Here is a 24,164-nt window from a genome sequence, read left to right as displayed (position 1 = left end):
CTCGGCATACAGAGGTTTTTTTCATTCAAAACCTTTTTCCAGAGCAAATGAGTATTTGATCAAACATAAGAAAAAGCCTGTTGAATGGTGTCTCAGTGCAGAACAAACTCTGCTATGACAGGCAGATGGTCTGAATAGCCTTTCCCTTTGTGACGTCTTAATTTGCTCCTGGTTGTCTGCCATCTGTAAATCTCTTTTCCTTTAAACAAATAGGGCTTTTCAAAAGCAGCGATACTATGTGGTTTATAATCAATGCCTTTTTTATCAAGAAGTGCGGCTGTGACTAAAATACTGTCCATTGCTTCTTTTTTGCCTCTATAGATATAGCTGTATCTTTTTTCTAATTCAGTGTCATACCATAAGTTGTAAAAATCATAAGGTGCCAGATGTATATTTAGTGATGAATTCTGATACTTTATAGTACCCAGTATATGATTGATACCTGTTATTCCATCTGTGTCATTATGTTTTCTTTTTCTTTTAAAAATTTCATACTCTTCATAATCAGAATTAAAATCACCAAGTGCAATTATATTTTTATTTTTTCCCAGTTCTTCAATTCTTTTTCTGAGTTTTTTTGCAGAGACTATACGCATGCTTTCCGGACCTGCTTTTGATTTCCAATGATTAATTAAGATATACAAATCTTCATTGCCTATTTTAAATTTCACTTCTAAAATATTTCTATATCTGTAGGAAGATGTGACAGCAATTTCATGTGTATATACAAACGGAATTTTACTCAAAATGGCTACTTTGATTGTTGTAGATTTTAAATTGGCAATTTTATAGTACTGGTAATAAACTCCTTCTCTTTTTAAAGTATATCGTAGATCTTTGAGTGCCTGAAGAGATTCTATCTCTTGGAGTCCAATGATATCGGGATTGATATCTTTGATGACTTTTGCAATATTTTTAAGTTTTTTTCTATAATTTTTATCATTCCAATTTGATTTTGCATAAGGAATATATTCTTTATACTCATGTCCGTTTCGTTGCAAATCAAAAAGATTTTCAACATTATATGTTGCAATTTTCAAAGTTGTTTCTCCATACATTAATGTGATAAGCAGAGTTAAAAGAAAGAATACTCTCACTTTATTATACCGTTGAGTCTTAATAGTTGCGTTGTATCGGCATCTCTGCCCATCAGTTCATGAAAAAGTTCTTGCATACTTTGTGAACCGCCACGGTGTAAAATGATATTTTGATATTTTTTTGCTGTAGGGGAATTGAAAATATTTTCATCTACTACGGTGTAAAAAGTATCTGCACTCAGAACTTCGGCCCATTTGTAGCTGTAGTATCCTGCAGCATACCCACCTGAAAATATATGTGAAAATCCGTTTTGGAACTTGTTGTATTTTGGTGGTTTTATCAGTGCGGTTTTTTCTCGTATGGTGTCAAGCAGATTTTGCACTTCATCTCCCTTGTAAACTTTAGTATGCAGTTTAAAATCAAAGAGTGAAAATTCCAATTGTCTGAGCATACCCATTGCAGATAAAAAGTTTTTACTTTTTACGAGTTTATCTATCATTTCATCTGAAATAGTTTCATTTGTTTCATAGTGTTTTGCAAACATTTTGAGAACCTGAGGCTCATAAGCAAAATTTTCTAAAAACTGAGACGGAAATTCAACAGCATCCCATTCTACTCCATTGACACCGCTTACTTCATTTTCATTTACTTCACTCAGGATATGATGCAAAGTATGTCCTGTTTCATGAAAAAGAGTGACAACATCATCATGACGAAGCAGTGAAGGATTTGTATCATTTGATGGAGGAAAACTGCATACTATAAAGGCTGAGGCCAGCTGTTTTTTGCCTGCTTCATCTATGCAGTGTGTTTGCCAGTTATGCATCCATGCTCCGCCCCGTTTTGATTCTCTTGCTTCTAAATCAAGATAGATACGGGCTTTGAGTATGTCATTTTCATACACATCATAGGCATAGGCTTTTTCATGCCACAATTTTTCTTTCACCTGTTTACATGTAACATTAAAAAGCTTATCCAAGAAAGTAAACATCCCTGCAATAACATTTTTTTGTTCAAAATAAGGGCGATACTCCTCTTCATCTATGTCATATTGCTCTTTTTTTAATATTTCTGCATAGTAAGAGGTATCATGACTCTCCAGTTTGTGTGGAGCGATATTTTGAAGTTCCTGCAGTTCATTTTTTGCCTGGGGAATTGAATTTTCAAGTAAATTTTCTAAAAACCCTAAAACACTTTTTGTATCTTCGGCCATTTTTGTAGCAAGAGAAAGTTCTGCATAGTTTTTGAACCCTAAAAGCTGACTCATCTCCTGTCGCAGTGCCAACAGTTCATCAATTATTTTTGCATTCTGGGGTGCGCGTGAAACATAGGCACGGTAGAGTTCCTCTCGAATTGCTCTGTTCTTTCCATAGGTCATATAGGCTATGTATGATGGCATTTGCAGTGTCAATTTATATTTTACAACGCCATCGTCTTCAAATTTGGCATTTTCTATTTCACTTTTTGGCAAACCTTCTATATCTGCTTCATCAGTAATTATATATTCGTAGGCATTTGTTGCATCAAGCAGATTTTGAGAAAAGTTATTGGAAAGTTCACTTTTTTTCAAGTTTATTTCCTGGAGCCTCTGTTTTGTTTTTTTATCTAGATGGGCACCGCTTAATTCAAAATGTAAAATATTTAATGCTAAAACTCTTTTTTGTTCACTGTTGAGGGATGTTTGTTCTTTTTGCATTATTTCTTTATATGCATTGTATATTTCAATGTTTTGTGAAAGCTGTGTCGAATACTCTGTAATAAGAGGGAGTGCTTCTGTATAGACCTTTTGTGTTTTTTCAGAGTTGTTTACCGCATTGAGATGAGACAGGGGTGTAAAAAACTGTTCAAGATACTCATCCATCATTTCCAGTGGTTTGACAAAGTTTGCATAGGTTTTTTCTTTTTGCCCAAGTAAGGTTTCTATCTTTTTGTTATTTTTATTGAGATGTTTTTGCAGTTCTTCTATAAAAGTATCTAAGTCACAATCAAATTGTAAAAATTTTGTCATCTATGTTTTCCTTTAGTCCTCAGTGTCTTTTTTCTGTCGCAGAGCACCGTATTTGTTTATGAGAATATTATCATACTTATTTGCATCTTTGATTAACTTTTCTATTGCAGTTTTTCCTTCTTCTTTTGTTAAGGAGGAGTCTACAACCAGATAGGAAAGATATACGCTGTTTTCATTGATAGAAAACTGTAAATAGGAGAGTTTGTTGTTCTCCTGGAGCAAAAAATCATACATCTTTTCAATGTTTTCTTTGGGAATACCGCAAAGCTTGGCATCTCCTATAATAATGCCGTTTTCATAATAGTTTATATTGATTCTTGCAGTTCCCTTGTCTATTCTCCAGGATGATTGGCTTCTTCTTGCCAGGGTAACATTTATGCCCAGGGACTCCAGTATATCTTCTATGAGTTTTGTCGGGCCTATAGGTGTGTAGCCTTTTCGTCTGAGTCTGGCTATTTCAAGTTCTGCTCCACATTTTGGGCAGTAGTCATTTTTTATATCTTTTTCTTGGATAAGATTTTTGCACGAAGGGCATTTAATGACATTTTCTACTCCGAGCTGTTTAAAAGCGGTGAGTGCATCTTGAAGATAATGTACAGGGAGTGCAAAACCCAAATTATTTGCATTTTGAATAATGAAAGTATTGACTCCTGTAACTTCCCCTTTGTCATTTAACAGAGGACCTCCGCTGTTTCCCGGGTTAATGGCAGCATCAATCTGAATATATTCAAGGTCTCCCATAAGTCTGGCTGCACGGGAAACAATTCCCTCTGTCGCTGTATAATTAAGACCGTAAGGGTGCCCAATGGCTATGGTGGTATCACCGTTTTCTACGTTGGTTTTGGCAAGTTTAAGCGGGTTTTTTGGTTGTTTGAATTCATATTTTATAAATGCCAAATCATAATAGGGGTCATCATAAATAACTTTTGCAATACTTCGCTCAAAGTGCTCTGCTTTGATTACAACTTCTCTCAGCCCCGAACATACATGCGAATTTGTAATAATAAGATTATCTATAATAAAACCTGTTCCGCTGCCATAGGGTGTCATTATCTGTATAATATTTTCAATGTAGGTTTCTAAAAGAGTTTGCGTATTCATTTGCTAGGCCTCATGAAAATCCAGATTTTTTAATGCACTGAAGTAACTGTTTGAAAAATCATTGAGTGAACTGAAATCAAGTTCATCACCAAAAGCGCTCAGCAGTTTATACTGATGTCTGTACCTGGAAACTGTTTCGTCAATTTGAGAGATTATCTCACTTCTAAAAACTGGTTCTTTTGCGTATCATAATATCCTTTGCATCCCAGCGCATTCATATACTCAGCATAAATGACACAAATATAAATATGGAGTAATTTTCTGGCCGCAGGGTTCAATCCGTAGTTATACAGAGCATACAAGGCTATATAACTGTAAATGGTTGGTATGATTTGAGGATGGCGGTTGTTTTTGTACCATCTGAGCTTTATAAGTGATTCTTCTATAAAGTCAACAAACTCATCATAAGAACTTTTTTCAATTTGGCTGAATGTGTATTTGGCTTCATAAAAGTTTTGACTGAAGTCATCAAAATCAAGCTTTTCAAGACTTAAAATATATTTTGCAAGTTCCGCATTTTTTACTTCTGGCAGTGCTTCTTCATCTGCAAAATAATTTTGAAGTTTTTTTGTCATTTTTTGATAGATTTTAGACTTTGGTACCAAAAGATAGTCAATTTTAAATAAAAAGTTTAGATATAGAAATGCCTGCATACCTATACTGTCCTCTGCCGGCAATGTCCGTATTTTTGCATTAAGCTCTTCTATCCAAATATGTAAATACCTATACTTTACATGTAACTCGGCAGTGTCAAGTTTTTGAATGTGGTCGATGTCCTCTAACTCTTTTTGTTCGAATTCACTAAGCATGTGTTCTTTGTCATAATCTGCATTCAGTGCCAGTTCTCTTAAAGGATAAAAAGCTTTCTTGGGGGTCATAGTAATATTGTCAAGATTGAGTTTTAATTTAATATGGTCGCCGTCACTGCAGTAATTTACATAGGTAAACTGGTAATTTCTTTCAAGTGCGTAGCGTTTGAGTGCAACATTTGCATTTTTTGCCTTGACCATAGTCACTTCGGCGTAGAGTTTTTTGTTTGTTGTGAAGCCGTTGATCTTTGCACTGCCTTGATACAGGATAAACTTCAAAGACTCCTTTTCCCGGGTGAGTATAATATTTTGATTGGGAAGACCGTTTTTGTAATTCATCAGAGAGTTGAAAAAGAATGTATAGGCATTTAAAATTTCTTTTTTTTCAAAGGCTTCGTAGGCTTTGTTAAAGAGTTCTTCTTCATTTTCTGCGATATCTGCATGAATACCTCTTCCAAAGCTTTTTGAACAATAGGACTTTGGCCGGAAAAAGTGGAACCAGTTCATAAATTTCCTTTTAGGGATGCCCTTTATTTTAATACCAAATAGATAAGTATAAAGTTTATAACTGTCATTATAGTAAAAGCCCTCTTATAAAAGAGTAAGGGTGATTTTTCAATGAGTGGTGCATTTTTAATAAAGTAGGGTTTTACCTTCTGCGGATGTGTAAGTTCATATTTCATCTCAGAGTAATGCTCATACCTTTGGTCTTTTTGAAGTGCAATAGCACGCATGATAACACTGTCAAGCCAATCAGGTATATTTGAATTGTAATAACTCGGTTTTTTGGCTTCCTTGAATGTCGGGTTTTGAAAGGGTTCTATCTCGCCGTAAGGATATTTCCCCGTAAGACTTAAATAGAGTGTCACACCAATGGCAAAAATTTCGCTTGTTTCACTTATGGACTCTCCTTGAAATCGTTCAGGTGCCAAAAAACTCGGTGTACCGGCGCGGGACTCTTCTGAAAATATCTCTGTAATACTGCCAAAATCAATAACCTTGTATTCTGTATTATCATCGTCAATTTTGGCAATCATGATATTGTTTGGCTTGATATCACCGTGTACAAGATCATATTTAAGTAAAAACTGAGACATGTTTAAAAGTGTTTGCGCAAGTTCCACAGCATCATCTATCGTTACATGTAAGTGTGATGCCAGGTAATTATTTAAATCTTCTCCATCAAAGAGCTGCATAACATAGTATCGGGCACTTCTGTTTTTTGGAATGACAGCCTTTGGGAAAAACTTTGCTTTGAGACGTTTGGCATTCCATGCTTCTTTGACAAACAGATCTAAGATCTGATTATCTTCTTTGGATTCAACCGGTGCAAATTTAATGACGTATTGCTTTGTTTTTTTCTGCAAGCCAGGTCCTTTCGTTTTGTATGAGAGGTTTTTCAAGTTTATAGCCGTCTATGGTCTGACCTGCTTTGAGTGACCGTGGAATATCCAGTTTTTGCTGTTTGAGTATCTCTATCTCATCAGCATTGAGTACTTCCAACACAACTGCTGTTGTATCATCAGGAAGATGGTCTTTTGTATGGTTACTTGCTCGCTTGACAAGAGCAATAGCTCCTTTTGAAATATTGTCTTTTATTTCATTTTCAGAAAGTACATTGTACAAACCATCGCTGCAAAGAGAATTTTATCATTTTTCTGAATAATATTTTCAAAATAGTAGGGTTCTACATCCTCACTGATACCAATAGCCTGCGTCAGGACATTTTCATATCCTTCTTCTTGCATGGCATGGTCAGATGAGAGCTGTGTCAGTGAAGCATCTCTTAGGAGATATACTCTGCTGTCTCCGACATTTACGCCGTATAAACGGTTTCCTTCTATAACAACGAGAGCAAGGGTTGTGATAAGTTCACTGCGTTCATAATTGAGTTGTGATTCTTTATAAAGAATTGTATTTATGGAATTGATAAATGTTTTTATAGATTTTTCGATTGACCATGACTTTGGGCGAATCTTAAAGTTGTTTATAAGATAGGAAGTCACTCTTTTTGCTGCTTGGGCACCTTCTTCGGCACTGCCGACACCATCACAGACTATGGCAACACTCAGGTTGCCGATAGTTGCCATATCATAAAAATCATCTCCGGTCAGTTCTTTGGTCTTTGCAAGTGAGAACCCGGAAGTTTTAATATTACCTTTTGCCATATTGCCCCTTTACATGTAAAGTAGATTATAGCAAAACGGTATTTATTTTAAAGAGTTTTTATGCCTGATTTTTTCTATGTGTGTAATATAAAGCCATACCTGTACAAATCGCTCCGCCAACAATATTTCCCAAAGTTACCGGAATTTCATTCCACAGCCACCACTGTGACACACTTACATTTGCACCAAGCATTATGCCTGCAGGAATAACAAACATATTTACAACGGCGTGTTCAAACCCCTGTCCAAAGAAAGTAAGAATCGGGAGCCACATAGCTGCAATTTTTCCTATTGTTGTTGTAGCTGTCAATGCCATAACGACACCCAAAGACACCATCCAGTTACAAAAAACAGCTTTTAAAAAGACGGTATAGATACCGTCTGCACCTATTTTTTCATATCCGATTGTTTTTGCTTCTGCAATATGCTTAATCATGTCTATGACAGGAGATGATTCCACATGTCCGAATTTTGTAGCAACCAGGCTGTAAAGAGCTGCAAAAAGCAGGCTGCCCAGCAGATTTCCTGTAAAGACCCAGAACCAGTTTACAGAGAGTTTTGCGAACCCGATTTTTTTGTCAAACAAAGATGTCGTCAATAAAGCAAAACTTCCGGTTACAAGCTCCAATCCCAGCAAAACAATCATAACAAAACCGACAGGGAAAATAAGCGCTCCGACAATAGGCAGATGTGTCTGAGTAGAAGCAACAATAGCCAGGGTTGTAGCAACCCCAAGAAGAGCACCCGCAAGGGAACCGCGTATCAATAAATCTTTTACACCCAATCCTGATTTGTATACTCCGGCTGTTACCATTCCATCTACAACTATCTCTGGTTTTACATAACTCATATGAATTCCTTATAATTTTATTTAATAAGTATAGCTTAAATCTGTATACTTAATAGGTTTATAATGATTAATTTTTAATCATTGTCAGCCAAGTTGATTAATGGAAGCAATTCAGAAAAAACAACGGCTCTTTTTGCTTCAACATCCAGCATCTTAAAAACGAGTTCATTGATGTTCTTATCAATATCGGAAACTATTTTATTGAGAGGTATCAGTTTTTCTCTTGGATTTTCATTTGTAAATCTGTTGTATGCCGTATACGGTTCTTGTTTGGAGAGAGCAAAATAGAGCTTACGTCCAAGTTCAAAAAGTTCAAACTCTTCAATATGTCCTGTTTTTGGAATTTTATTGATATTTAAATCAATAGAAATGTTTTTTAATCGTAAATAAGCTTGGAGTTGCATATAAAAACCGATATATGCATGAGAATACTGTGCTAAAATTCTGTCATGAAATGCTTCAAATGATTCGTTTTTTAAACGCAGTTTTTTATATTCCAACACAAGAGTCTCAACAAAGTATTTAGAAAATTTCAGTGGAGCAGATTTGATAACGGTATACCCGTTCTTCCCCTCACTGACGATTTTTCCGCCTATGGTTATGTGGACACCGTCCTCGGTTTGTCCTTTCACTTTTGCTTTACAGCCTTCAAAACCGATGTCTCCTATTCATGTGTTCCGCAGCCTTTGACACAGGCAGACCAGTACATTCGTACTCTCCCTGATTCAAGAGGAACGGCCTTACTTAAATATGCAGCCATTTCTATAGCATCCTCTTTGTTTTCAATAACGCCAAATGCACAGTGTTTGGTTCCTGCACAGGCGACAAGGTTGTTAAAGTAAGGCGTGTTTATATTTTTATATTTTGTAAAAAAAGAATCTTCTAAAAGTGCAGCCGTGTCTTTGACACCTAGAATGTAGATATTTTGTTCAACACTGAATCTGATTTCGTTATTGCCGTGATTTTGGCTTAACTCGGATACTTTTATCAGATCGCTACCTGTAAATATTCCCGAAGGTACAATAATCTGTACTCCAAATGAACCGTCTCGAAGTTGGATTTTTCCGTGTTCTGAGTCTACAGGATCTATTTGTGTCATTGTGTCACCGGCGGTGGCAAAATTTACGCCTGCAACATCACGAATGGCTGCAGAAATTTCAGCCATGCCGACAGCCTCAATGAGAAAGTGCAGTCTGTTTTTGTTTCTGTTGTCACGGAAACCATACTTTTGAAAGATTGCTATAAGTGCACCGTAGGCCTGTAAAACCTCTTCTTCGTTTGCCAAAAATATGTCTGCATTTTTTGCAATCATACCGACTCTGCCACCAAGAAACATATTGTAGCCGTATACTCCGTCTTTTTGTGCAAGTACGAGAGAACAGTCATGTCCAAAAACATTACATCTGTTTGCGAGGGAGCCTGAAATCCCGGTATTGAATTTTCTTGGCAGTGTTGAGATCCAATCCGGATTTTTTAAAAATGTTTTTTCGATTTTTTTAAGTAAATCATACGAAGGAAGCACATTGTCAAAACCGTCTTTGTCAAATGGGTCTGTGACGATATTTCTAAAGTTGTCCACACCTGTCTGGTAGGAGGTGAGTCCAACTTCTTCAAGTCCGTTTAAAACAGCAGGCATATCTTCGATATTTAAAAAACGAAGTTCAATTTGTGCTCTGGTTGTGATATCAATATAATCCTGACCGAAATTTTTTGCAATTTCTCCGATTTTTTTTGCCTGAATTGCGTTGAGGTGTCCCCCTGCAACTCTGACTCTCATCATAAACTGTTTAGGTGAGACCGTCTTTGTCAAAGATCCCAAAACATTTCAAAAATATTTTTTGTCTTCATCCTCAATTGCATCATATCCCTCTCGTGCATACTCTGTTATCTTTTCAAAAGCCTCCATAGGATTTTTAAGGTTTTTGACTGTTTCAATTTTATTAACTTTTTTACTTCTAGCTTCATATGCTTTTTCTAATACTTGTAATTGCAAAATATTCTCCATTTTCTCATTTATATTCTTCCGCCGGCTGCAACGCCCCAGGTTGTTCTCCATCGTGTTTTTACCAAACTTATTCCCATGATAGCTACAAGTACAACACCGGCAAATATCATAAAACCAGCCGAATAGCCGTCAAAGGCACCTTTTGACCATCCAAGCGTTTTAATAAGGGCTGTACCCCCGAGTCCGCCGGCTGCACCGATAATCCCTGTCATGATTCCAATATCTTTGCCAAATCGCTGAGGCACAAGTTGAAAAACTGCCCCGTTCGCCATGCCAAGGTTTGCCATTATTGCAAAGAGTACTGCAATTGCAACCCAAAACGGCAGAGTGACAGTTGCATTTACAATTGCCAATGCGGCTACAATACCAAAAAAGATATAAAGTGATTTGACACCACCCATTTTATCTGCAACAGCACCCCCGACAGGTCTCAAGACTGCACCGGCAAAAATTGTAAGCGCTCCAAAATAACCGGCAATGACTTTAACATTGGGTTCATTAAATACACTGAGTCCAAAACTACTCATATCGGCTTGATAGGTGTTCATAAGATAAACTTTCATATATCCTGCAAATCCGACAAATCCTCCAAAGCTTACTGCATAAAAGAGGTTAAACCACCAAGTGTCTCTGTCACGTAAGAGTTTGGCATAATCTTTGAGTTTTTTAGGACGGGGCGTGTAAACCTCTTTTGGTGCATCTTTTGCCAAAAAGATGTATGTTACAAAGATTAAGGTTGATAATGCTCCACCAACTAAAAAGACTGCCTGCCACCCCCAAAGTTCTGCTATTTTTGGAGCAAACATAAAGTCAACAACAACACCAATATTGCCGGCACCTGCAATTCCCAAAACGACTCCCTGCAGTTTTGGCGGATACCACTGTCCTGCCTGTGGCAATGCAACCGCAAAAGAAGCACCTGCAAATCCGAGACCGACAGCTACAATCAGGAGTTCATTATAGGTAATGGTCTCTCCTCTGAAATAGGCGTAAAACAGCACAGATATAACAACTGCCTGACTCATAAGCGCTGTTTTTTTCGCACCGAATTTATCAACACCGAATCCAAGTACAATACGAAGCAGTGCTCCTGCCAAAATCGGAATAGAAAGCAGTGTGGCTTTTTGTGAGGCACTCATTATAAATCCGTGCATTGCCAATGATTCACTGATTTCTGTTGCCAATGGGCCTAGCATGGTCCAGACCATAAAGCTAAAATCAAAATAAAGAAAAGCTGCAAAAAGTGTTTTTGCATCGCCTTGACCTTTGAGGGCTTTAAAACTTGCCATATTATACATTCTCCAATGAAATTTAATAGTGTAATTATAGTGAAAAATATTTCCGATTTAAAAATATTATTGATTAAAAAGTAATCAATTTAGAATTTTCAAAAGATTAGAAATTATACAATTTTCATATTAAAGAGTGATTTTCTTGATATATATCAATTTTATCAATTCTCGTTTTTTATACAATTTGTGAAAATTTAAGGAGAGCATTATCATGACATTTACAAATTCGGCTGAATTGTTGTCTTTTCACTGGGTTGCTTACTCTATATATGCTGCAATGATTATTTCTGTTGTTGCATGGTTTGGGTATAACCTGACAAAAAAAGATGCCAAGTCAGTTTTTCGTATTCCATTTTACTGGTATATGGCATTTTTGGTTGCAGGCGGTGTGGGACACCATATTTTTACATACAATACAATTCCGTGGGTGTCACAGGATATTGACAGACATAACATCAAACCGGATGCAAAGTATGAATTTGAGATTAAAAATCATAAGTGGCTGGGTTTGCCAAAACAGATAGTTATACAGTGTGGACAAACGGTTGAGTTTGATGTACACAGTAGAGATCTGGTGTATGGGTTTGGACTCTTTCGTCAAGACGGTTCCATGGTGATGCAGATGCAGGTCAATCCCGGCACGGATGTCAACGGTATCTTGGACTCCAATGATATTTTATGGACATTTAATCATAACGGTGTTTTTGATTTAACATCCACTGAATATTCCGGACCCAGACAGTACAGCGAAGACGGTAAAGATTTAATGCTGGTGAAAGATTTCGTTAAAGTCGTAGGCTGTAAAGATAATGGAGGCATTCAATGAGTTATATAAATACATTAATAAATGGTACAAATTTTGACCATAAAGGCTTAAATGCTTTGCAAAAGGTAACACTCAGACCGGTTGTCATGGCATTTTTATTTTACGGACTGGTCGCTTTGGAGGGTATGATTATGAGAATGGTTGAGGTCGGACATGTGCCGCTTAATCCTCTGCCTGAGCAGTTTTTTCATCCGGAACATTTCTTTTCCATCATGACGGTACACCCGATTGTCGGTATATTCGGTTCGACCTATCAGCTGGTCTTTGGTGCTTTTACCTTTTTGGTGCCATATCTTACGAAAAAACCGCTTTACAGTGTAAAACTTGCCAACTGGACCTGGATATTGATTACTTTAGGGACTGCTTTGGCATGGATAGCCGCATTTGTATGGCAGTATGCACCGTTATATACATTGTACTGGCCGCTTCCTGCCGATACACACCAGTTTAATGTTATTGGCGGTATTGTCTTTATTCTGGGTATTGCTCTCATTATGGTTGGAACTTTAGGCTTTATCTACAATATATATGCAACAATTTTTGCGCGGGTAGGTATTCATAAAAACAAGACAACAAAAGAACTTTTAATCTCAGGATTTGGTATAGACGGATTTTTAAATCTTATCAACAAGCTGAGAGGAAAACAGCCTTATACAAAAGAGCCGGCTTTGGCACTTCCTGTTGTGGCAATCTTCCGCGGTACGGTAGATACTTTCCTGGATGCACTGGTGATTTTGGGTGCAGGTATTTTAATCCTGGTTTATTTGGTTTTTGATGCAAGCGGACATGCACTTGATGTCACGGCGATTGATGCCCTTTTGTACAAGAACTTTTTTTGGTGGGGGCTTGATTTGGTTGCGGATGGTCTGGTTCTGATTTATGTGGCAGGTTCGTGGTATTTGCTTGCCACATTAATCACCGGACAAAAGCTTTTTATGGAAAATGTTGCCCGTGCGGCGTTAATGCTTGAGCTTTTGGTTTCCTGGATGGTCTGGTCGCATCACCTTCTTGGTGATCAGGGACAACCTGAAATGATGAAACTTATCTCCGGTGAGATGGTGACTGCCTTTGAACTGCTGACCCAGGGACTGGCACTCTTTATTACCCTTGTGACACTTTGGAAGGCCCGTCCTCTGAAAATGACTATGGAACTAAAATATCTTCTCGGCGGACTTGTAGGGTTTGGTCTGGCTGTGCCTGCTGCAATTATCCAGGCAGATATGGGGATGAACAGAGTGTTGCACAATACACAGTGGATTATCGGTGCGCATGTGCATATTGCTTTGATTGTCGGATTGTATATGACACTCTATTCGGCTCTGTATGTTTTATGGCCATTGGTAACAAACAACACAAAACTCTATTCTCACAAACTGGCAAATACACATTTTTGGCTGCATCTTATTGGCGGTATCGGTATGGGCGCATTTATGGGAATGGCAGGACTTGACGGGATGCTCCGTCGTCACCTTTATGTGGATGGGCAGTTTAATCCAGACATGATATTTGCCGCTATTTTTGGAACGATGCTGCTTGTCGCCTGGGCAGTATTCTTATACAATATTATTATGAGTGTGGGTATCAAAGGCTTAATCGGTATATTTTTGCCTGCAAAAGATGCAACGGCTTCTTATGGGATAGAAGAAGAGTTGGAACCGGCAGATGATCCGGCATTTGCGCAGTAAAAGTTTCATATTTTTTTCGGAATTCAGATAGGGCTTAGTCTTTACAGACACAAAGCCCGTATTAAAGTACGGGTTCCGAACAGATTGCAAACATAATAATCTTGTTTGGAAAGTTTTAAGATTTAGAATTTATTCAGTAAGAGATTAAAATAATAGGAAAAAACAGTTGATAAACTTAGACCGGGTTGCACGTGAAATCAAGACTATAGGACTGTACGATTTGGTTTTGCAGGATGTGCAAAGAATTGCCGGGAAAAACAGAGTAGATGAAGAAGAAATTCTTCAGATATTAGAGAAAAATCCGGAAATTCTGCAAGATTACATGCAGACAAATGTCGAATACAATTTGAGCAATATCCATCTCAAAGATATCAATGTGCAAAATCTCAAAGATGAATGCAAACAAGAAGCGCAAACCTTTAATGAAAATCTGGCAAAATTGCGTGTCTTGGAAAAATATACACTTGATTTTGAACAGAGTGCCACGCTTGTCATCATTTTTTCCATTGAGTTTTTTGTTCTTTTTTCTGTGCAGTATTTTATAGTATTGCTAAATCTCAAAGCGTGGCAATGGTGGATATATACACTCTTTGCCTCCTCTGTTGCTTTTGCCTACTGGTATGGTAAAAAGCAGAGCAGACTGTATGCAAAAAACAAACAGCGTTACGAAATGCTTTATCTGCAGACATTACAACTCTTGGAAGCACTGGAAGAAAAAGAGTGTATCAAAAAAGAGGACTTATTGATTCATGAGTGTGAAGAACATGTCTAAAACAATCAGTGTTGATTATATTTGGAACAAAGAACTGGCGCTGCAGACAAGCAAGCTTTTTTATGATTATGATATGCGTCATTCTGCCAAAAGATATATAGGCTGGTTTTTTGTCGCTTTGGTGCAGTTTGGTATTGTCGGTGCTTTGAAGCATGAAAGTTACGGTATTTTGTATCTTTCAACCTTTTTGGTCTTTTACTGGTATTTTGGAAGATGGTTTCTGCGAAAAAGAATGTTGTTAAATTTTTACAAAAAAAATATGCCTCAAGATACACAAGTGCATTTTATTATTGACACAGAAGGCTTGCATAAAGATAAAAAGCGCATTCCCTGGGAAGAAATTGCAAGGATAATAGAACTTGAAAACGGGATTTTGGTACAAAGCCTGCATGATACACTTTTTTTTCAAAATTCTGCCTTTGGATCTGTTGATGAACGCAAAGAGTTTTTGGCGCTGGCCAAAGACAAAGGAAAATGCTAATGCACTATTTTTTTATTGGAGCAGTAAGCCTGTTTGTCATAGGATTGCTCATTGTCGGGGCAGTTATGGACAAAGAGGATATAGAAGATGATGATTAAAAATTAAACAAAGAATTATAAAAATATTCATTTGCATAGAGTATAATTTCATCACTTTTATATGGAGATACCTTACATGCAGACACCTTTAGAAAATTTTATAGAGTATAAAGCCGATACAGGTATGCAATGTGGGAATTACTCTATAGATATACCGCCGTTAAAAGAGGGGGAACAGTACCGTTTTCATTTTGATGCTGTTGCCTGTGTCGGGTGTCGGTGCTGTGAAGTTGCCTGTAACGAACAAAACAACAATCCTGCCGATATAAAATGGCGTCGTGTCGGGGAGATGGAAGGCGGAGATTTTCCGGCTTTTACCCAGATGCTCAATTCTATGAGTTGCAATCACTGTATAGATCCTGAATGTCTCACAGGCTGTCCGACGGAATCATATATAAAGATAGCCGAAACAGGCATAGTCGTGCATGATGACGATACCTGTATCGGCTGTCAGTACTGCACATGGAACTGCCCGTACGGTGTTCCTGTTTTTCATGAAGAGAGAAATATTGTTACAAAATGTCATATGTGTCATGAACGGCTTGATGTCGGAGAGTCTCCTGCCTGTGTGCAGGCCTGTCCTGCAGGAGCTATTGAGATTGAGGTTGTCAATGTCAAAGAGTGGCTGGAACGTGACATAGACGAACAGGCAAACATGCCGTTTTTGCCGGATGCACGCATAACAAATTCTACAACGCGCTACACGCTTCCCGAGAATCTGCCGGATGATATGAAAGAGATGGATGAACACATCTTAAAACCTGCACATAAAGAACTGCCTCTTGTTTTTATGACAGTTTTGACGCAAATTTCACTCGGTGGGTTTTTGGCGCTCTTTTTAGGAGACTTTATGAGTCTGTTCGGATTTGAGAGTACCAACTGGATTATGGCACTGCTTGTGATGCTTCCCGCGGCAATCGGGCTGCCTCTCTCAGCCTTGCACCTCGGACGTCCGTTTTTGGCGATGACAGCCATGAAAAATATAAAAACCTCGTGGCTCTCCCGCGAGGCTTTGGCTTTGGGTGTTTTTACGGGGCTTATGAGTGCTGTGGTGGCAGTATACTTTTTCGATATCTCCAATATATTGCGTTTGTTCCTTGAAGCACTGACTTTAGCTGTGGGAATCTATGGAATTTATGCACAAAGTATGATTTACCGTATTCGTGCCCGTCCTTCCTGGAACAGGATTACAACGAACTTCAAGTTCTTCGGTGTGGCATATATCGGAATCTTTTTGGTTGCATTTATCAGCTCCGTATCAAGCGTGCATGAAGCGATTATTCCTTTGACAACCTTGGGTATGCTCGGTGCTTTGGCACAGCTTTTTTTCTCTTATGAAGATATAAGAACACTTGATGTCAAAGAGAATGCATACCAACTGCAACGGACAAAAAGACTTTTAAATGAAAATTTTCATAAGCTCAAAATGATTCGTTTCGTCACGTTGATACTCGGTGGTGTGGTACTGCCGCTGTTTACTTTGGTCTTTGTAAGCGCTTCGTTACATGTAACGGCTTCTGTGATGCTTTTTTTGGCAATCATTATTGCCTTTGTGAGTGAAATAAGTGATAGATTTTTATTTTATACCACGGTTGTTCCTCTTGGAATGGCAGGTGGATTTTTTGTAGGGAAACAACGATGATAAGTAAATTAAAAGATTTTTTAGGGTTTGATATAAAAGAAGAGAAATACAAACTCTCACATGATGAAACATTCGGCATGATAGCCGATGCAAAAAAACCCGATAAATGGGTCTTTTCAACCTGTGGATACTGCGGGGTCGGCTGTGGACTTTACATCGGTGTCAAAGACGGTAAAGCTGTTTACACAAAAGGCAATCCAAAACATTTTGTCAATCAGGGAACACTCTGTCCAAAAGGTTTGAGTGAACATCAAATGCTTAACTCTCCCCATAGAATTCAAACCCCGTTGATAAAACAAAACGGTGAGCTGAAACCTGCAACTTGGGATGAAGCCTTCACGAAAGTAAGCAGTGAATTTAAGAGAATTCAAAAAGAACACGGAAACAAAGCCGTTGCTGTCATTGGCACAGGGCAGTTTTTGACAGAAGAATTTTACACTTTGGGTAAATTTGTCCAGCTTGGTCTTCGCACAAATAATTATGACGGCAATACAACCTTGTGTATGGCATCTGCTGTTATGGGTTACAAACAGTCTCTTGGCAGTGACGGTTCGACAAGCTCATATGAAGATTTTGCACTTGCCGATACTATTTTTTTGGTGGGAGCCAATATTGCGGACAATCATCCGATACTTACCTTACATGTAAACAAAAACCCAAAAAAGAAAGTCATCGTTATAGACCCCAGGGCCTCGAAAACATCCCAAATGGCAGATGTGTATGTGCCTGTAAAACCGCGTACAGATCTGGCGCTTTACAACGGTCTGGCTTACATTGTGATGGAGCAGGGATGGGAAGATGAAGGTTATATAAAAGCAAATACAAACGGATACAAAGAGCTGAAAAAGCATTTGCAGGATTATCCGCCCCAGGAGGTGGCAAACATTACAGGCATTGATGTCAAAACCCTGTATGAACTCGCACGTGAATTTGTCTCAAGTAAAAGTGTTATCACCGGTTGGACAATGGGTGTGAACCAGTCTTTTATGGGAACAGATACTGTCAGTGCCATCATTAATCTGCATCTTTTGACAGGGCATATCGGTCGAGAGGGAACGGGGCCTTTTAGTATAACAGGGCAGTGTAATGCGATGGGAACACGTGAGACAGGGTTCACTTCATCTCTTCCGGGATACAGAAACTTTGGGGATGAAAAGGCTTTAAAAGAATATGCGGAAATTGTCAATGTTCCTCAGGAAATTATTCCGCGTGAACGTGGCTATAAATATGCCGAAATTATTGATGCCATAGACAGAGGTGAATAAAAGCGCTTTGGATAACGGCGACAAATCCTCTGGTCTCTTTTGTCAATCAGGACAAACTGCGAAAAACACTGAAAAAACTTGATTTGCTTGTCGTGCAGGATGCTTTTTTAGGCGATACGGCACAAATAGCAGATGTTGTTTTCGCTGCTGCGACCTGGGGTGAGAAAGAGGGCGTTTATACGAATTCTGAACGTCGCTGCAACAAGGCGAACAAAGCAGTAGAACCCATAGGTGAGGCAAAAAGCGATTTTGATATTATTCTTGAATTTTCAAAATATTTTGAAGGTGTGAATGAAATGCTTTTTCCAAACTGGAGCCAGCCTCGTGATGCTTTTGAGGAGTGGAAAAAAGTCTCAAAAGGACAGTTGTGTGACTACAGCGGTATGAGTTATGAGCTTATAGAAGAGTTGGGCGGGATTCAATGGCCATGTAACGAACAGTTCCCAAAAGGGAGTAAAAGACTCTACACCAAAGATATTCCTTTTAGAACATCCGATAAAAAAGCGAAACTTGTATGTGTGCAATGGCATCCGATGGCAGAGCCTGTAAGCCCTGAGTTTCCTGTTATTTTAAACACTGGAAGGACGGTTGAACAGTGGCATACACGAACAAAGACAAGGATATAGCAATTCTTGACAATTTGGCTCCTGAAGCCTGGGTGGACATAAATCCAAAAGATGCGGTCAAACTCAAAGTAAAAAGCGGTGACAGAATGAGTCTTTCATCTCCAAGGGGGCGCATTGATGATGTTATTGTACGGGTGACATCAAGTGTACGCGAAGGCACGGTATTTGTCCCGTTCCATTTTAATGAACAGCTTGTCAATACGTTGACTAATGAAAGTTTTTGTCCAAAGTCAGGGGAACCTAATTTCAAACAAACGGCAATACAGCTTCACTCAGAAGAGGTACCGGAGGGTCTGATACTTGAAGAGGAACAATCAAGCGGAGCGATTGCACATCACAAGGTCGTTTATGAAGGGGTTGCCTATAAAGAAAAAGAGGCTTTTTTGCAATAATAAAAATTATGTTATAATCATTTATGGGTACCTTCAAATCCCATTAAGCTAAACATTTTTTTTCTTAACTTAATGGCGTTGCCTCCCAAAAACTTCAAAGAACGGCGGTCATAATTATGCAGGAATGTGAACTGTATCAATACACTTTTTTTACAGGCAGTATACTTTTGCTTGCAAGTCTGTTTTTTAATATAAAATACAGAAAAAAGATAAAAAAACGCTTGGAAGATGAAAACAGACTCATAAAAAATGCCTACTATCATCCTGTCACCTCTCTCCCAAATAAAGAAAATGTTAAAATAGTAATTTCTGAACAGATACAAAGAGCTTTGCGACATAATAAATCTTTTTTGGTTATGGTAATAAAAATAAAAAATTTTCATGAAGTTCAGCTGCATTCCAAAGTGCTGGCAGAGGAATTTATGCTTGAAGCAAGTAACAGACTGCTGCAAAGTACACGGAGTGAGGATATAATCGGACATATCAGTGATGACTCTTTTATAATTGTTTTTAATGAATATTTACAAGAAGAAAATTACAGGAGAGTATGTCAAAGAGTAGAGGAATCATTTGCACAGGCTCCCGAACTCAATACAAAATATACTATAGATTTTAAGGTTTCCATAGGTACATCTGTGTATCCGGATGGGGCTGCAAATCCGGATGCCTTAATGGAAAAAGCGAGAAAGGCTGCAATTGATAGAGATTGAATAGTTCAAAGCAAAACAAAAGCCAATTTTAAGTATAATTCACGGATTTTATAAAAAGGTATATGCATGGCAAACAAACGTGTTTTAGTTAAATTTTCGGGTGAAGCTCTTGCTGGAGAAGCAGGTCATGGAATCGATACAAAGATTTTAAAGTATATTGCCCAGGAGATTAAAACTCTTGTTGATGCAGGTATAGAAGTCGGTATAGTCATTGGAGGCGGGAATATCATTCGTGGTGTGACTGCTGCCCAAGACGGAATTATTAAGCGTACATCCGGAGATTATATGGGAATGCTTGCAACTGTGATAAACGGTGTAGCAATGCAGGAGGCCTGTGAGCATGCCGGAATGCAGGTACGTATGCAAACCGCTATAAAAATGGAACAGATTGCTGAACCGTATATTAATCGTAAAGCGACACGCCATCTTGAAAAAGGACGTGTTGTTATTTTTGCAGCAGGGACGGGAAATCCGTTTTTTACTACAGATACGGCAGCAACACTTAGAGCTGTTGAAATCGGTGCAGAAGTTATTATCAAGGCCACAAAAGTTGACGGTGTCTATGACAAGGACCCTGCCAAATACCCGGATGCGGTGAAATTGCCCGAACTGACCTATGACCAGGCATTGCAGGATCATATAAAAGTTATGGATGATACCTCAATAGCACTGGCAAAAGACAACAGTCTGCCTATTATTGTCTGCGATATGTCCAAGCAAGGTAACTTATTGGATATTTTAAATGGCAATATGAGCAACTGCTCAATAGTAAAATAAACTAAAGGAAAAACAGAGAATGAAAGTTGAAGAATTAACAGCGAAAGTTTTAGATGAAAATCCAAGTATGGATAGATATCAACTGGCAATTGCAGTTGCAAAAAGATGTGATGAACTGGAAAACGGTGCTCCAAGCAAATTAAATGTCAATACAAGCAGTATCAAGTCAACTGATTTGGCGCTTATGGAAATAGCTGAAGGACTTATTAGAGTCAAAGGCTTTAGCGACAAAGAGAAATAAGTTTTTGCCTTTGAGTCAAATGGATATAGAACAGGTAAAACACATCAATGATGTTGAATCTGCAATAGCTTATCTTTTTTCTCAAATACCCCAAAGTGAACCACTTGAAAAAGCATTAGACTTTTCTATAAAAGCACACGAAGGGCAGTATAGAAAAAGTGGTGAAGCTTACATAATCCATCCCATTTTAGTAGCCTCCATTGTTGTTTCTATAACAAATGATGAGTCGATGGCTATTGCTGCCTTATTGCATGATGTAGTTGAAGACACTCCTGTTACTATTGAACAGATAGAAGATTTGTTTGGTAAGGATGTTGCCCATTTGGTGGAGGGACTTACAAAAATAGATACGATTAGAGATCATGAACTCATTCCCTCCAATTCTGATGAAAAGCTTGTTGTATCGGCACTCTCTTTTAGAAAAATGCTTATTGCCAGTATTCATGATGTACGGGTGCTTGTTGTCAAACTGTGTGACAGACTGCACAATATGCTCACCCTTGATGCCTTGCCCGCTCACAAGCAAAAACGAATTGCCGAAGAGACATTGGTTGTGTATGCCCCTATTGCACACAGATTGGGGATTTCATTTTTAAAAAATATACTTGAAGACTTAAGTTTCGGCTATTTGTTTCCCAAGGAAAAGCAGGAAATAGAAAATTATCTTCAGACAAACTATCATGCAATTGAGATGAAACTTGATGCAATCAAAGAATCAATAATGAAGATTCTTGTGAAAAATGGCTTTTGTGAAGATGATTTTGAGATTTTGTCCAGAATAAAACATAAATATTCTATTTATCTGAAGATGCAGAGAAAAGGTGTGAGTATTGATGAGGTGCTGGATCTTTTGGCTGTTCGGATTCTTACAAAAGACCCTGTAAAGTGTTATACGATTTTGGGGCTTATTCATCTTAATTTTCGTCCGCTTGCCTCACGTTTTAAAGATTATATTGCTGTTGCAAAAGACAATGGATACCAGACCATTCACACAACTGTTTTTCATGATGCTGCAATTTTTGAAGTACAGATTCGAACCTATGATATGCATAAAACTGCTGAACTCGGAGTTGCCGCACACTGGAAATATAAAAGCGGCGGCAACAATATCAAGCTGGACTGGTTAGACAGTCTGCAGTACCAAAATGAGTCTGTAGAGGATTTTTATGCACTCATTAAAAATGATTTGTATTCTGAAGATATTTCGGTTTTTTCTCCGTCCGGTGATGCTTTTACCCTTCCCCGCGGAGCAGTGGCACTTGATTTTGCTTACGCTGTACACTCAGAAGTCGGAAATAAAGCTGTGAGCGCTTTAATCAACAAAACAAAAGCCTCTTTAATGAGCGAACTCAATAATGGTGATATAGTAAAAATAATTACCGGAGATGAAATTGTTACAAGATGTTCCTGGATTGATGCGGTCAAAACATCAAAAGCCAAAACAAATATGAAACTAAACTGCAATGCAAGAATACGCGATCTTAATGCAAAAGTGGCTGTGAGTATTGTTGCAACTGCAATGAAGCTGAATTTCGCGAGAGTGCAGGAATGGTTTTTGAAACATCATTGTGACAGTGTGACCTCTATTCCTAACGACATAGAACATTTTAAGAATGTTATTCATAAATATATAGTAGAAATCAGTAAAAACAACAGATTTAAAAAGTTTATTTCCCGACACAGATTCAAACTCAAAGGGTATGAAATTGCAGGTATTGAGATATTCTCTACAACAAACATTACCGATATAGTGTTTGATTACTGCTGTCATCCTAAACACGGGGATGAAATTATGGGATTTTTGGATAAAACAAAGGTGCATGTCCATCACAAACTGTGCAACAATGCTACAAAAATGCTCGATGCACATGATCCGATGGTCTTTGTCCGCTGGAAGCAGGAAAAAATTTACCGATACAAACTGATTGCCTCTTTGCATAATGAAAAAGGTGCTTTGGCTGAGTTTTTAAGTTTCCTGGTTAAATTGGATGTGGATATCAATGCAATTGAGCTGGGTAAAGAGAGTGCTGATTATATTAAGTACTGTGAGCTTGTTTTTGAGGCAAAAGAAGCTGATATTAATTCACTTCGTGCTAAAATAGAGTCTAAAATAAAAGTTGTCAATTTGGTGAGAACTGATGATGCTTATAAAAATTAAATAAATATAGAGAGAAAAAATGATAGATGAAGCTTTAAGAGAGATAAACAGAGGTTGTGCAGAGATTATTGACAACGAAAGAATAGAAAAACTTTTAAAAGCTTATTTTCAAGAGGGAAAGACATATACGGTAAAAGCCGGTTTTGACCCGACTGCACCGGATTTGCATCTTGGACATACTGTTCTTTTGCAAAAACTTGCAACCTTTCAGAAATATGGTGCAAGAGTACAGTTTCTTATAGGAAGTTTTACGGCAACAATTGGTGATCCGACAGGGAAAAATGCCACACGAAAAGTATTGTCAAAAGAAGATATAATCAAAAATATTGAGAGTTATACGACACAGGCTTTTAAAATTTTAGATGAGAGTAAAACTGACATAGTCTACAATGATGACTGGCTGGGAAAAATGAGTGCAGCTGATTTAATAGCGCTTGCCTCAAATTTAACAGTGGCACGTATGCTGGAGCGTGATGATTTTTCAAAAAGATTTAAAACAAATGTCGCAATTGCCACAAGTGAGTTTATGTATCCGTTGTTGCAGGGTTATGACAGTGTACACTTGAAATCAGATATAGAAATAGGCGGAACAGATCAAAAATTTAACCTTTTAATGGGAAGACAGCTGCAAAAAGTATATAATATTAAGAAGCAGCAGGCTGTTTTAATGATGCCTATTCTCGAAGGTCTTGACGGTGTCCAGAAAATGAGTAAGTCTCTGGGAAATTATATTGGTGTTTCAGATGAACCAAATGATATGTTTGGTAAAGTTTTAAGTATATCCGATGAGCTGATGTGGAGATATTTTGAGCTTTTGAGCGATAAAAGTCTTGATGAGATTGCAGCACTTGAGAGAGCAGTAAAAGAAGGAAAATTACATCCGAAAAAAGTAAAAGAAGACTTGGCATTGGAAATCACAAGCACGTTTTCATGATAAAGAAGCAGCACAAAATGCAAAAGAAGAGTTTGACAAGGTCCATTCAAAAAGCCAAATTCCAAGTGATATTGCAGAGTTTAGCTGTGAGGGACCGATTTGGATTGCAAAAGCTTTGGTTGACTGCAAGATGGAACCCTCAACATCCCAGGCCAGAAGAGATATCAAGCAGGGTGGTGTTAAAATAGACCAGAAAAAAGTATCTGATGAAAAGTTGGAATTGTCATCAGGAGAGTACCTGTTACAGGTTGGAAAAAGAAAATTTGCAAAGTTAAAGGTTAAATAA

General features: G+C 38.0%; 24 protein-coding genes and 1 pseudogene. 13 read left to right on the top strand and 12 right to left on the bottom strand.

Annotated elements, in window-relative coordinates:
- Positions 1-92: 92 nt before the first annotated feature.
- From MLC44_RS09895 to MLC44_RS09840, 12 genes are all read right to left on the bottom strand, one after another.
- Positions 93-1,040 carry an endonuclease/exonuclease/phosphatase family protein gene (locus tag MLC44_RS09895; RefSeq protein ID WP_434580095.1) on the bottom strand — a complete coding sequence of 316 codons (948 nt, stop codon included), beginning with the start codon at positions 1,038-1,040 and terminating at the stop codon, positions 93-95.
- A 53-nt stretch (positions 1,041-1,093) separates the two neighbouring features.
- The gene (locus MLC44_RS09890) at positions 1,094-3,046 is read right to left on the bottom strand and encodes a M3 family metallopeptidase (protein ID WP_434636582.1); all 1,953 of its coding nucleotides are present in this window, start codon (positions 3,044-3,046) and stop codon (positions 1,094-1,096) included.
- 12 nt (positions 3,047-3,058) lie between these two features.
- The gene (locus MLC44_RS09885; protein WP_151899875.1) at positions 3,059-4,147 is read right to left on the bottom strand and encodes a trypsin-like peptidase domain-containing protein; all 1,089 of its coding nucleotides are present in this window, start codon (positions 4,145-4,147) and stop codon (positions 3,059-3,061) included.
- A gap of 152 nt (positions 4,148-4,299) precedes the next feature.
- A complete protein-coding gene (locus MLC44_RS09880) occupies positions 4,300-5,463 on the bottom strand; it encodes a hypothetical protein (RefSeq protein ID WP_434657151.1) in 1,164 nt (387 codons plus the stop codon).
- 23 nt (positions 5,464-5,486) lie between these two features.
- Positions 5,487-6,323: a serine/threonine protein kinase gene (locus tag MLC44_RS09875; protein ID WP_434657148.1), complete on the bottom strand. Its 837-nt coding sequence runs from the start codon at positions 6,321-6,323 to the stop codon at positions 5,487-5,489.
- On the bottom strand, positions 6,292-6,582 hold the full coding sequence (locus MLC44_RS09870; protein ID WP_434657145.1) for a hypothetical protein: 291 nt from the start codon (positions 6,580-6,582) through the stop codon (positions 6,292-6,294). Before MLC44_RS09870 ends, MLC44_RS09875 begins: the two co-directional genes overlap by 32 nt.
- Positions 6,552-7,124 carry a PP2C family protein-serine/threonine phosphatase gene (locus MLC44_RS09865; RefSeq protein WP_434657142.1) on the bottom strand — a complete coding sequence of 191 codons (573 nt, stop codon included), beginning with the start codon at positions 7,122-7,124 and terminating at the stop codon, positions 6,552-6,554. Before MLC44_RS09865 ends, MLC44_RS09870 begins: the two co-directional genes overlap by 31 nt.
- A 58-nt stretch (positions 7,125-7,182) precedes the next feature.
- The gene (locus MLC44_RS09860; RefSeq protein ID WP_151899878.1) at positions 7,183-7,974 is read right to left on the bottom strand and encodes a formate/nitrite transporter family protein; all 792 of its coding nucleotides are present in this window, start codon (positions 7,972-7,974) and stop codon (positions 7,183-7,185) included.
- Positions 7,975-8,048: 74 nt separating this feature from the next.
- Positions 8,049-8,606: a hypothetical protein gene (locus MLC44_RS09855; protein WP_434657139.1), complete on the bottom strand. Its 558-nt coding sequence runs from the start codon at positions 8,604-8,606 to the stop codon at positions 8,049-8,051.
- A gap of 32 nt (positions 8,607-8,638) precedes the next feature.
- Positions 8,639-9,751, bottom strand: coding sequence for a hypothetical protein (locus MLC44_RS09850; RefSeq protein WP_434657137.1), 1,113 nt, complete (start codon positions 9,749-9,751; stop codon positions 8,639-8,641).
- A 48-nt stretch (positions 9,752-9,799) separates the two neighbouring features.
- On the bottom strand, positions 9,800-9,967 hold the full coding sequence (locus MLC44_RS09845) for a hypothetical protein (RefSeq protein ID WP_434657134.1): 168 nt from the start codon (positions 9,965-9,967) through the stop codon (positions 9,800-9,802).
- 20 nt (positions 9,968-9,987) lie between these two features.
- A complete protein-coding gene (locus MLC44_RS09840) occupies positions 9,988-11,268 on the bottom strand; it encodes an MFS transporter (protein WP_151899880.1) in 1,281 nt (426 codons plus the stop codon).
- A 214-nt stretch (positions 11,269-11,482) separates the two neighbouring features.
- On the opposite strand from MLC44_RS09840, the gene MLC44_RS09835 reads away from it, so the two are divergent.
- The 13 genes and pseudogenes from MLC44_RS09835 (at position 11,483) to tyrS (ending at position 24,164) form a co-directional block, all read left to right on the top strand.
- On the top strand, positions 11,483-12,097 hold the full coding sequence (locus MLC44_RS09835; RefSeq protein ID WP_151899881.1) for a hypothetical protein: 615 nt from the start codon (positions 11,483-11,485) through the stop codon (positions 12,095-12,097).
- The gene (locus tag MLC44_RS09830; protein WP_434657132.1) at positions 12,094-13,782 is read left to right on the top strand and encodes a cbb3-type cytochrome c oxidase subunit I; all 1,689 of its coding nucleotides are present in this window, start codon (positions 12,094-12,096) and stop codon (positions 13,780-13,782) included. Before MLC44_RS09835 ends, MLC44_RS09830 begins: the two co-directional genes overlap by 4 nt.
- Before the next feature lie 166 nt (positions 13,783-13,948).
- Complete coding sequence (locus MLC44_RS09825; protein ID WP_434657129.1) at positions 13,949-14,554, top strand: hypothetical protein; 606 nt, start codon at positions 13,949-13,951, stop codon at positions 14,552-14,554.
- Positions 14,547-15,035 (top strand): hypothetical protein, encoded by a 489-nt coding sequence (locus MLC44_RS09820; RefSeq protein ID WP_434657126.1) that lies wholly within the window; start codon positions 14,547-14,549, stop codon positions 15,033-15,035. The genes MLC44_RS09825 and MLC44_RS09820 overlap by 8 nt, the downstream gene beginning before the upstream one ends.
- Before the next feature lie 174 nt (positions 15,036-15,209).
- Positions 15,210-16,775, top strand: a complete 1,566-nt coding sequence (locus tag MLC44_RS09815) for a DmsC/YnfH family molybdoenzyme membrane anchor subunit (RefSeq protein WP_434657124.1) — start codon at positions 15,210-15,212, stop codon at positions 16,773-16,775.
- Positions 16,772-18,040 carry a molybdopterin oxidoreductase family protein gene (locus MLC44_RS09810; protein WP_434657122.1) on the top strand — a complete coding sequence of 423 codons (1,269 nt, stop codon included), beginning with the start codon at positions 16,772-16,774 and terminating at the stop codon, positions 18,038-18,040. The genes MLC44_RS09815 and MLC44_RS09810 overlap by 4 nt, the downstream gene beginning before the upstream one ends.
- Positions 18,037-18,666, top strand: coding sequence for a molybdopterin oxidoreductase family protein (locus tag MLC44_RS09805; protein ID WP_434658878.1), 630 nt, complete (start codon positions 18,037-18,039; stop codon positions 18,664-18,666). Before MLC44_RS09810 ends, MLC44_RS09805 begins: the two co-directional genes overlap by 4 nt.
- On the top strand, positions 18,636-19,058 hold the full coding sequence (locus tag MLC44_RS09800) for a molybdopterin dinucleotide binding domain-containing protein (RefSeq protein WP_434657120.1): 423 nt from the start codon (positions 18,636-18,638) through the stop codon (positions 19,056-19,058). The genes MLC44_RS09805 and MLC44_RS09800 overlap by 31 nt, the downstream gene beginning before the upstream one ends.
- A 116-nt stretch (positions 19,059-19,174) precedes the next feature.
- Complete coding sequence (locus MLC44_RS09795) at positions 19,175-19,768, top strand: GGDEF domain-containing protein (RefSeq protein WP_434657117.1); 594 nt, start codon at positions 19,175-19,177, stop codon at positions 19,766-19,768.
- Between the two features lie 66 nt (positions 19,769-19,834).
- The gene (gene pyrH / locus MLC44_RS09790) at positions 19,835-20,545 is read left to right on the top strand and encodes a UMP kinase (protein ID WP_151899887.1); all 711 of its coding nucleotides are present in this window, start codon (positions 19,835-19,837) and stop codon (positions 20,543-20,545) included.
- A gap of 19 nt (positions 20,546-20,564) precedes the next feature.
- A complete protein-coding gene (locus tag MLC44_RS09785; protein WP_151899888.1) occupies positions 20,565-20,786 on the top strand; it encodes a DNA-directed RNA polymerase subunit omega in 222 nt (73 codons plus the stop codon).
- Between the two features lie 19 nt (positions 20,787-20,805).
- On the top strand, positions 20,806-22,944 hold the full coding sequence (locus MLC44_RS09780; RefSeq protein WP_434581633.1) for a RelA/SpoT family protein: 2,139 nt from the start codon (positions 20,806-20,808) through the stop codon (positions 22,942-22,944).
- Positions 22,945-22,963: 19 nt separating this feature from the next.
- Positions 22,964-24,164 (top strand): annotated as a pseudogene (gene tyrS, locus MLC44_RS09775) (tyrosine--tRNA ligase).

The sequence above is a fragment of the Sulfurimonas sp. NW9 genome, from assembly GCF_051132275.1.
Classification (GTDB): Bacteria; Campylobacterota; Campylobacteria; order Campylobacterales; family Sulfurimonadaceae; genus Sulfurimonas; species Sulfurimonas hydrogeniphila.
Note: the sequence above shows the minus strand (reverse complement) of the source record. Positions and strands in the feature narration are given on the sequence as shown.

Coding starts and splice junctions, on each gene's coding strand:
- MLC44_RS09860 (WP_151899878.1), bottom strand. CDS start 7,974: ATGAGTTATGTAAAACCAGAGATAGTTGTAGATGGAATGGTAACAGCC.
- MLC44_RS09815 (WP_434657124.1), top strand. CDS start 15,210: ATGCAGACACCTTTAGAAAATTTTATAGAGTATAAAGCCGATACAGGT.
- MLC44_RS09850 (WP_434657137.1), bottom strand. CDS start 9,751: ATGAGAGTCAGAGTTGCAGGGGGACACCTCAACGCAATTCAGGCAAAA.
- MLC44_RS09865 (WP_434657142.1), bottom strand. CDS start 7,124: ATGGCAAAAGGTAATATTAAAACTTCCGGGTTCTCACTTGCAAAGACC.
- MLC44_RS09890 (WP_434636582.1), bottom strand. CDS start 3,046: ATGACAAAATTTTTACAATTTGATTGTGACTTAGATACTTTTATAGAA.
- MLC44_RS09880 (WP_434657151.1), bottom strand. CDS start 5,463: ATGAACTGGTTCCACTTTTTCCGGCCAAAGTCCTATTGTTCAAAAAGC.
- MLC44_RS09830 (WP_434657132.1), top strand. CDS start 12,094: ATGAGTTATATAAATACATTAATAAATGGTACAAATTTTGACCATAAA.
- MLC44_RS09820 (WP_434657126.1), top strand. CDS start 14,547: ATGTCTAAAACAATCAGTGTTGATTATATTTGGAACAAAGAACTGGCG.
- MLC44_RS09780 (WP_434581633.1), top strand. CDS start 20,806: ATGGATATAGAACAGGTAAAACACATCAATGATGTTGAATCTGCAATA.
- MLC44_RS09885 (WP_151899875.1), bottom strand. CDS start 4,147: ATGAATACGCAAACTCTTTTAGAAACCTACATTGAAAATATTATACAG.
- MLC44_RS09795 (WP_434657117.1), top strand. CDS start 19,175: ATGCAGGAATGTGAACTGTATCAATACACTTTTTTTACAGGCAGTATA.
- MLC44_RS09810 (WP_434657122.1), top strand. CDS start 16,772: ATGATAAGTAAATTAAAAGATTTTTTAGGGTTTGATATAAAAGAAGAG.
- MLC44_RS09840 (WP_151899880.1), bottom strand. CDS start 11,268: ATGGCAAGTTTTAAAGCCCTCAAAGGTCAAGGCGATGCAAAAACACTT.
- pyrH (WP_151899887.1), top strand. CDS start 19,835: ATGGCAAACAAACGTGTTTTAGTTAAATTTTCGGGTGAAGCTCTTGCT.
- MLC44_RS09785 (WP_151899888.1), top strand. CDS start 20,565: ATGAAAGTTGAAGAATTAACAGCGAAAGTTTTAGATGAAAATCCAAGT.
- MLC44_RS09835 (WP_151899881.1), top strand. CDS start 11,483: ATGACATTTACAAATTCGGCTGAATTGTTGTCTTTTCACTGGGTTGCT.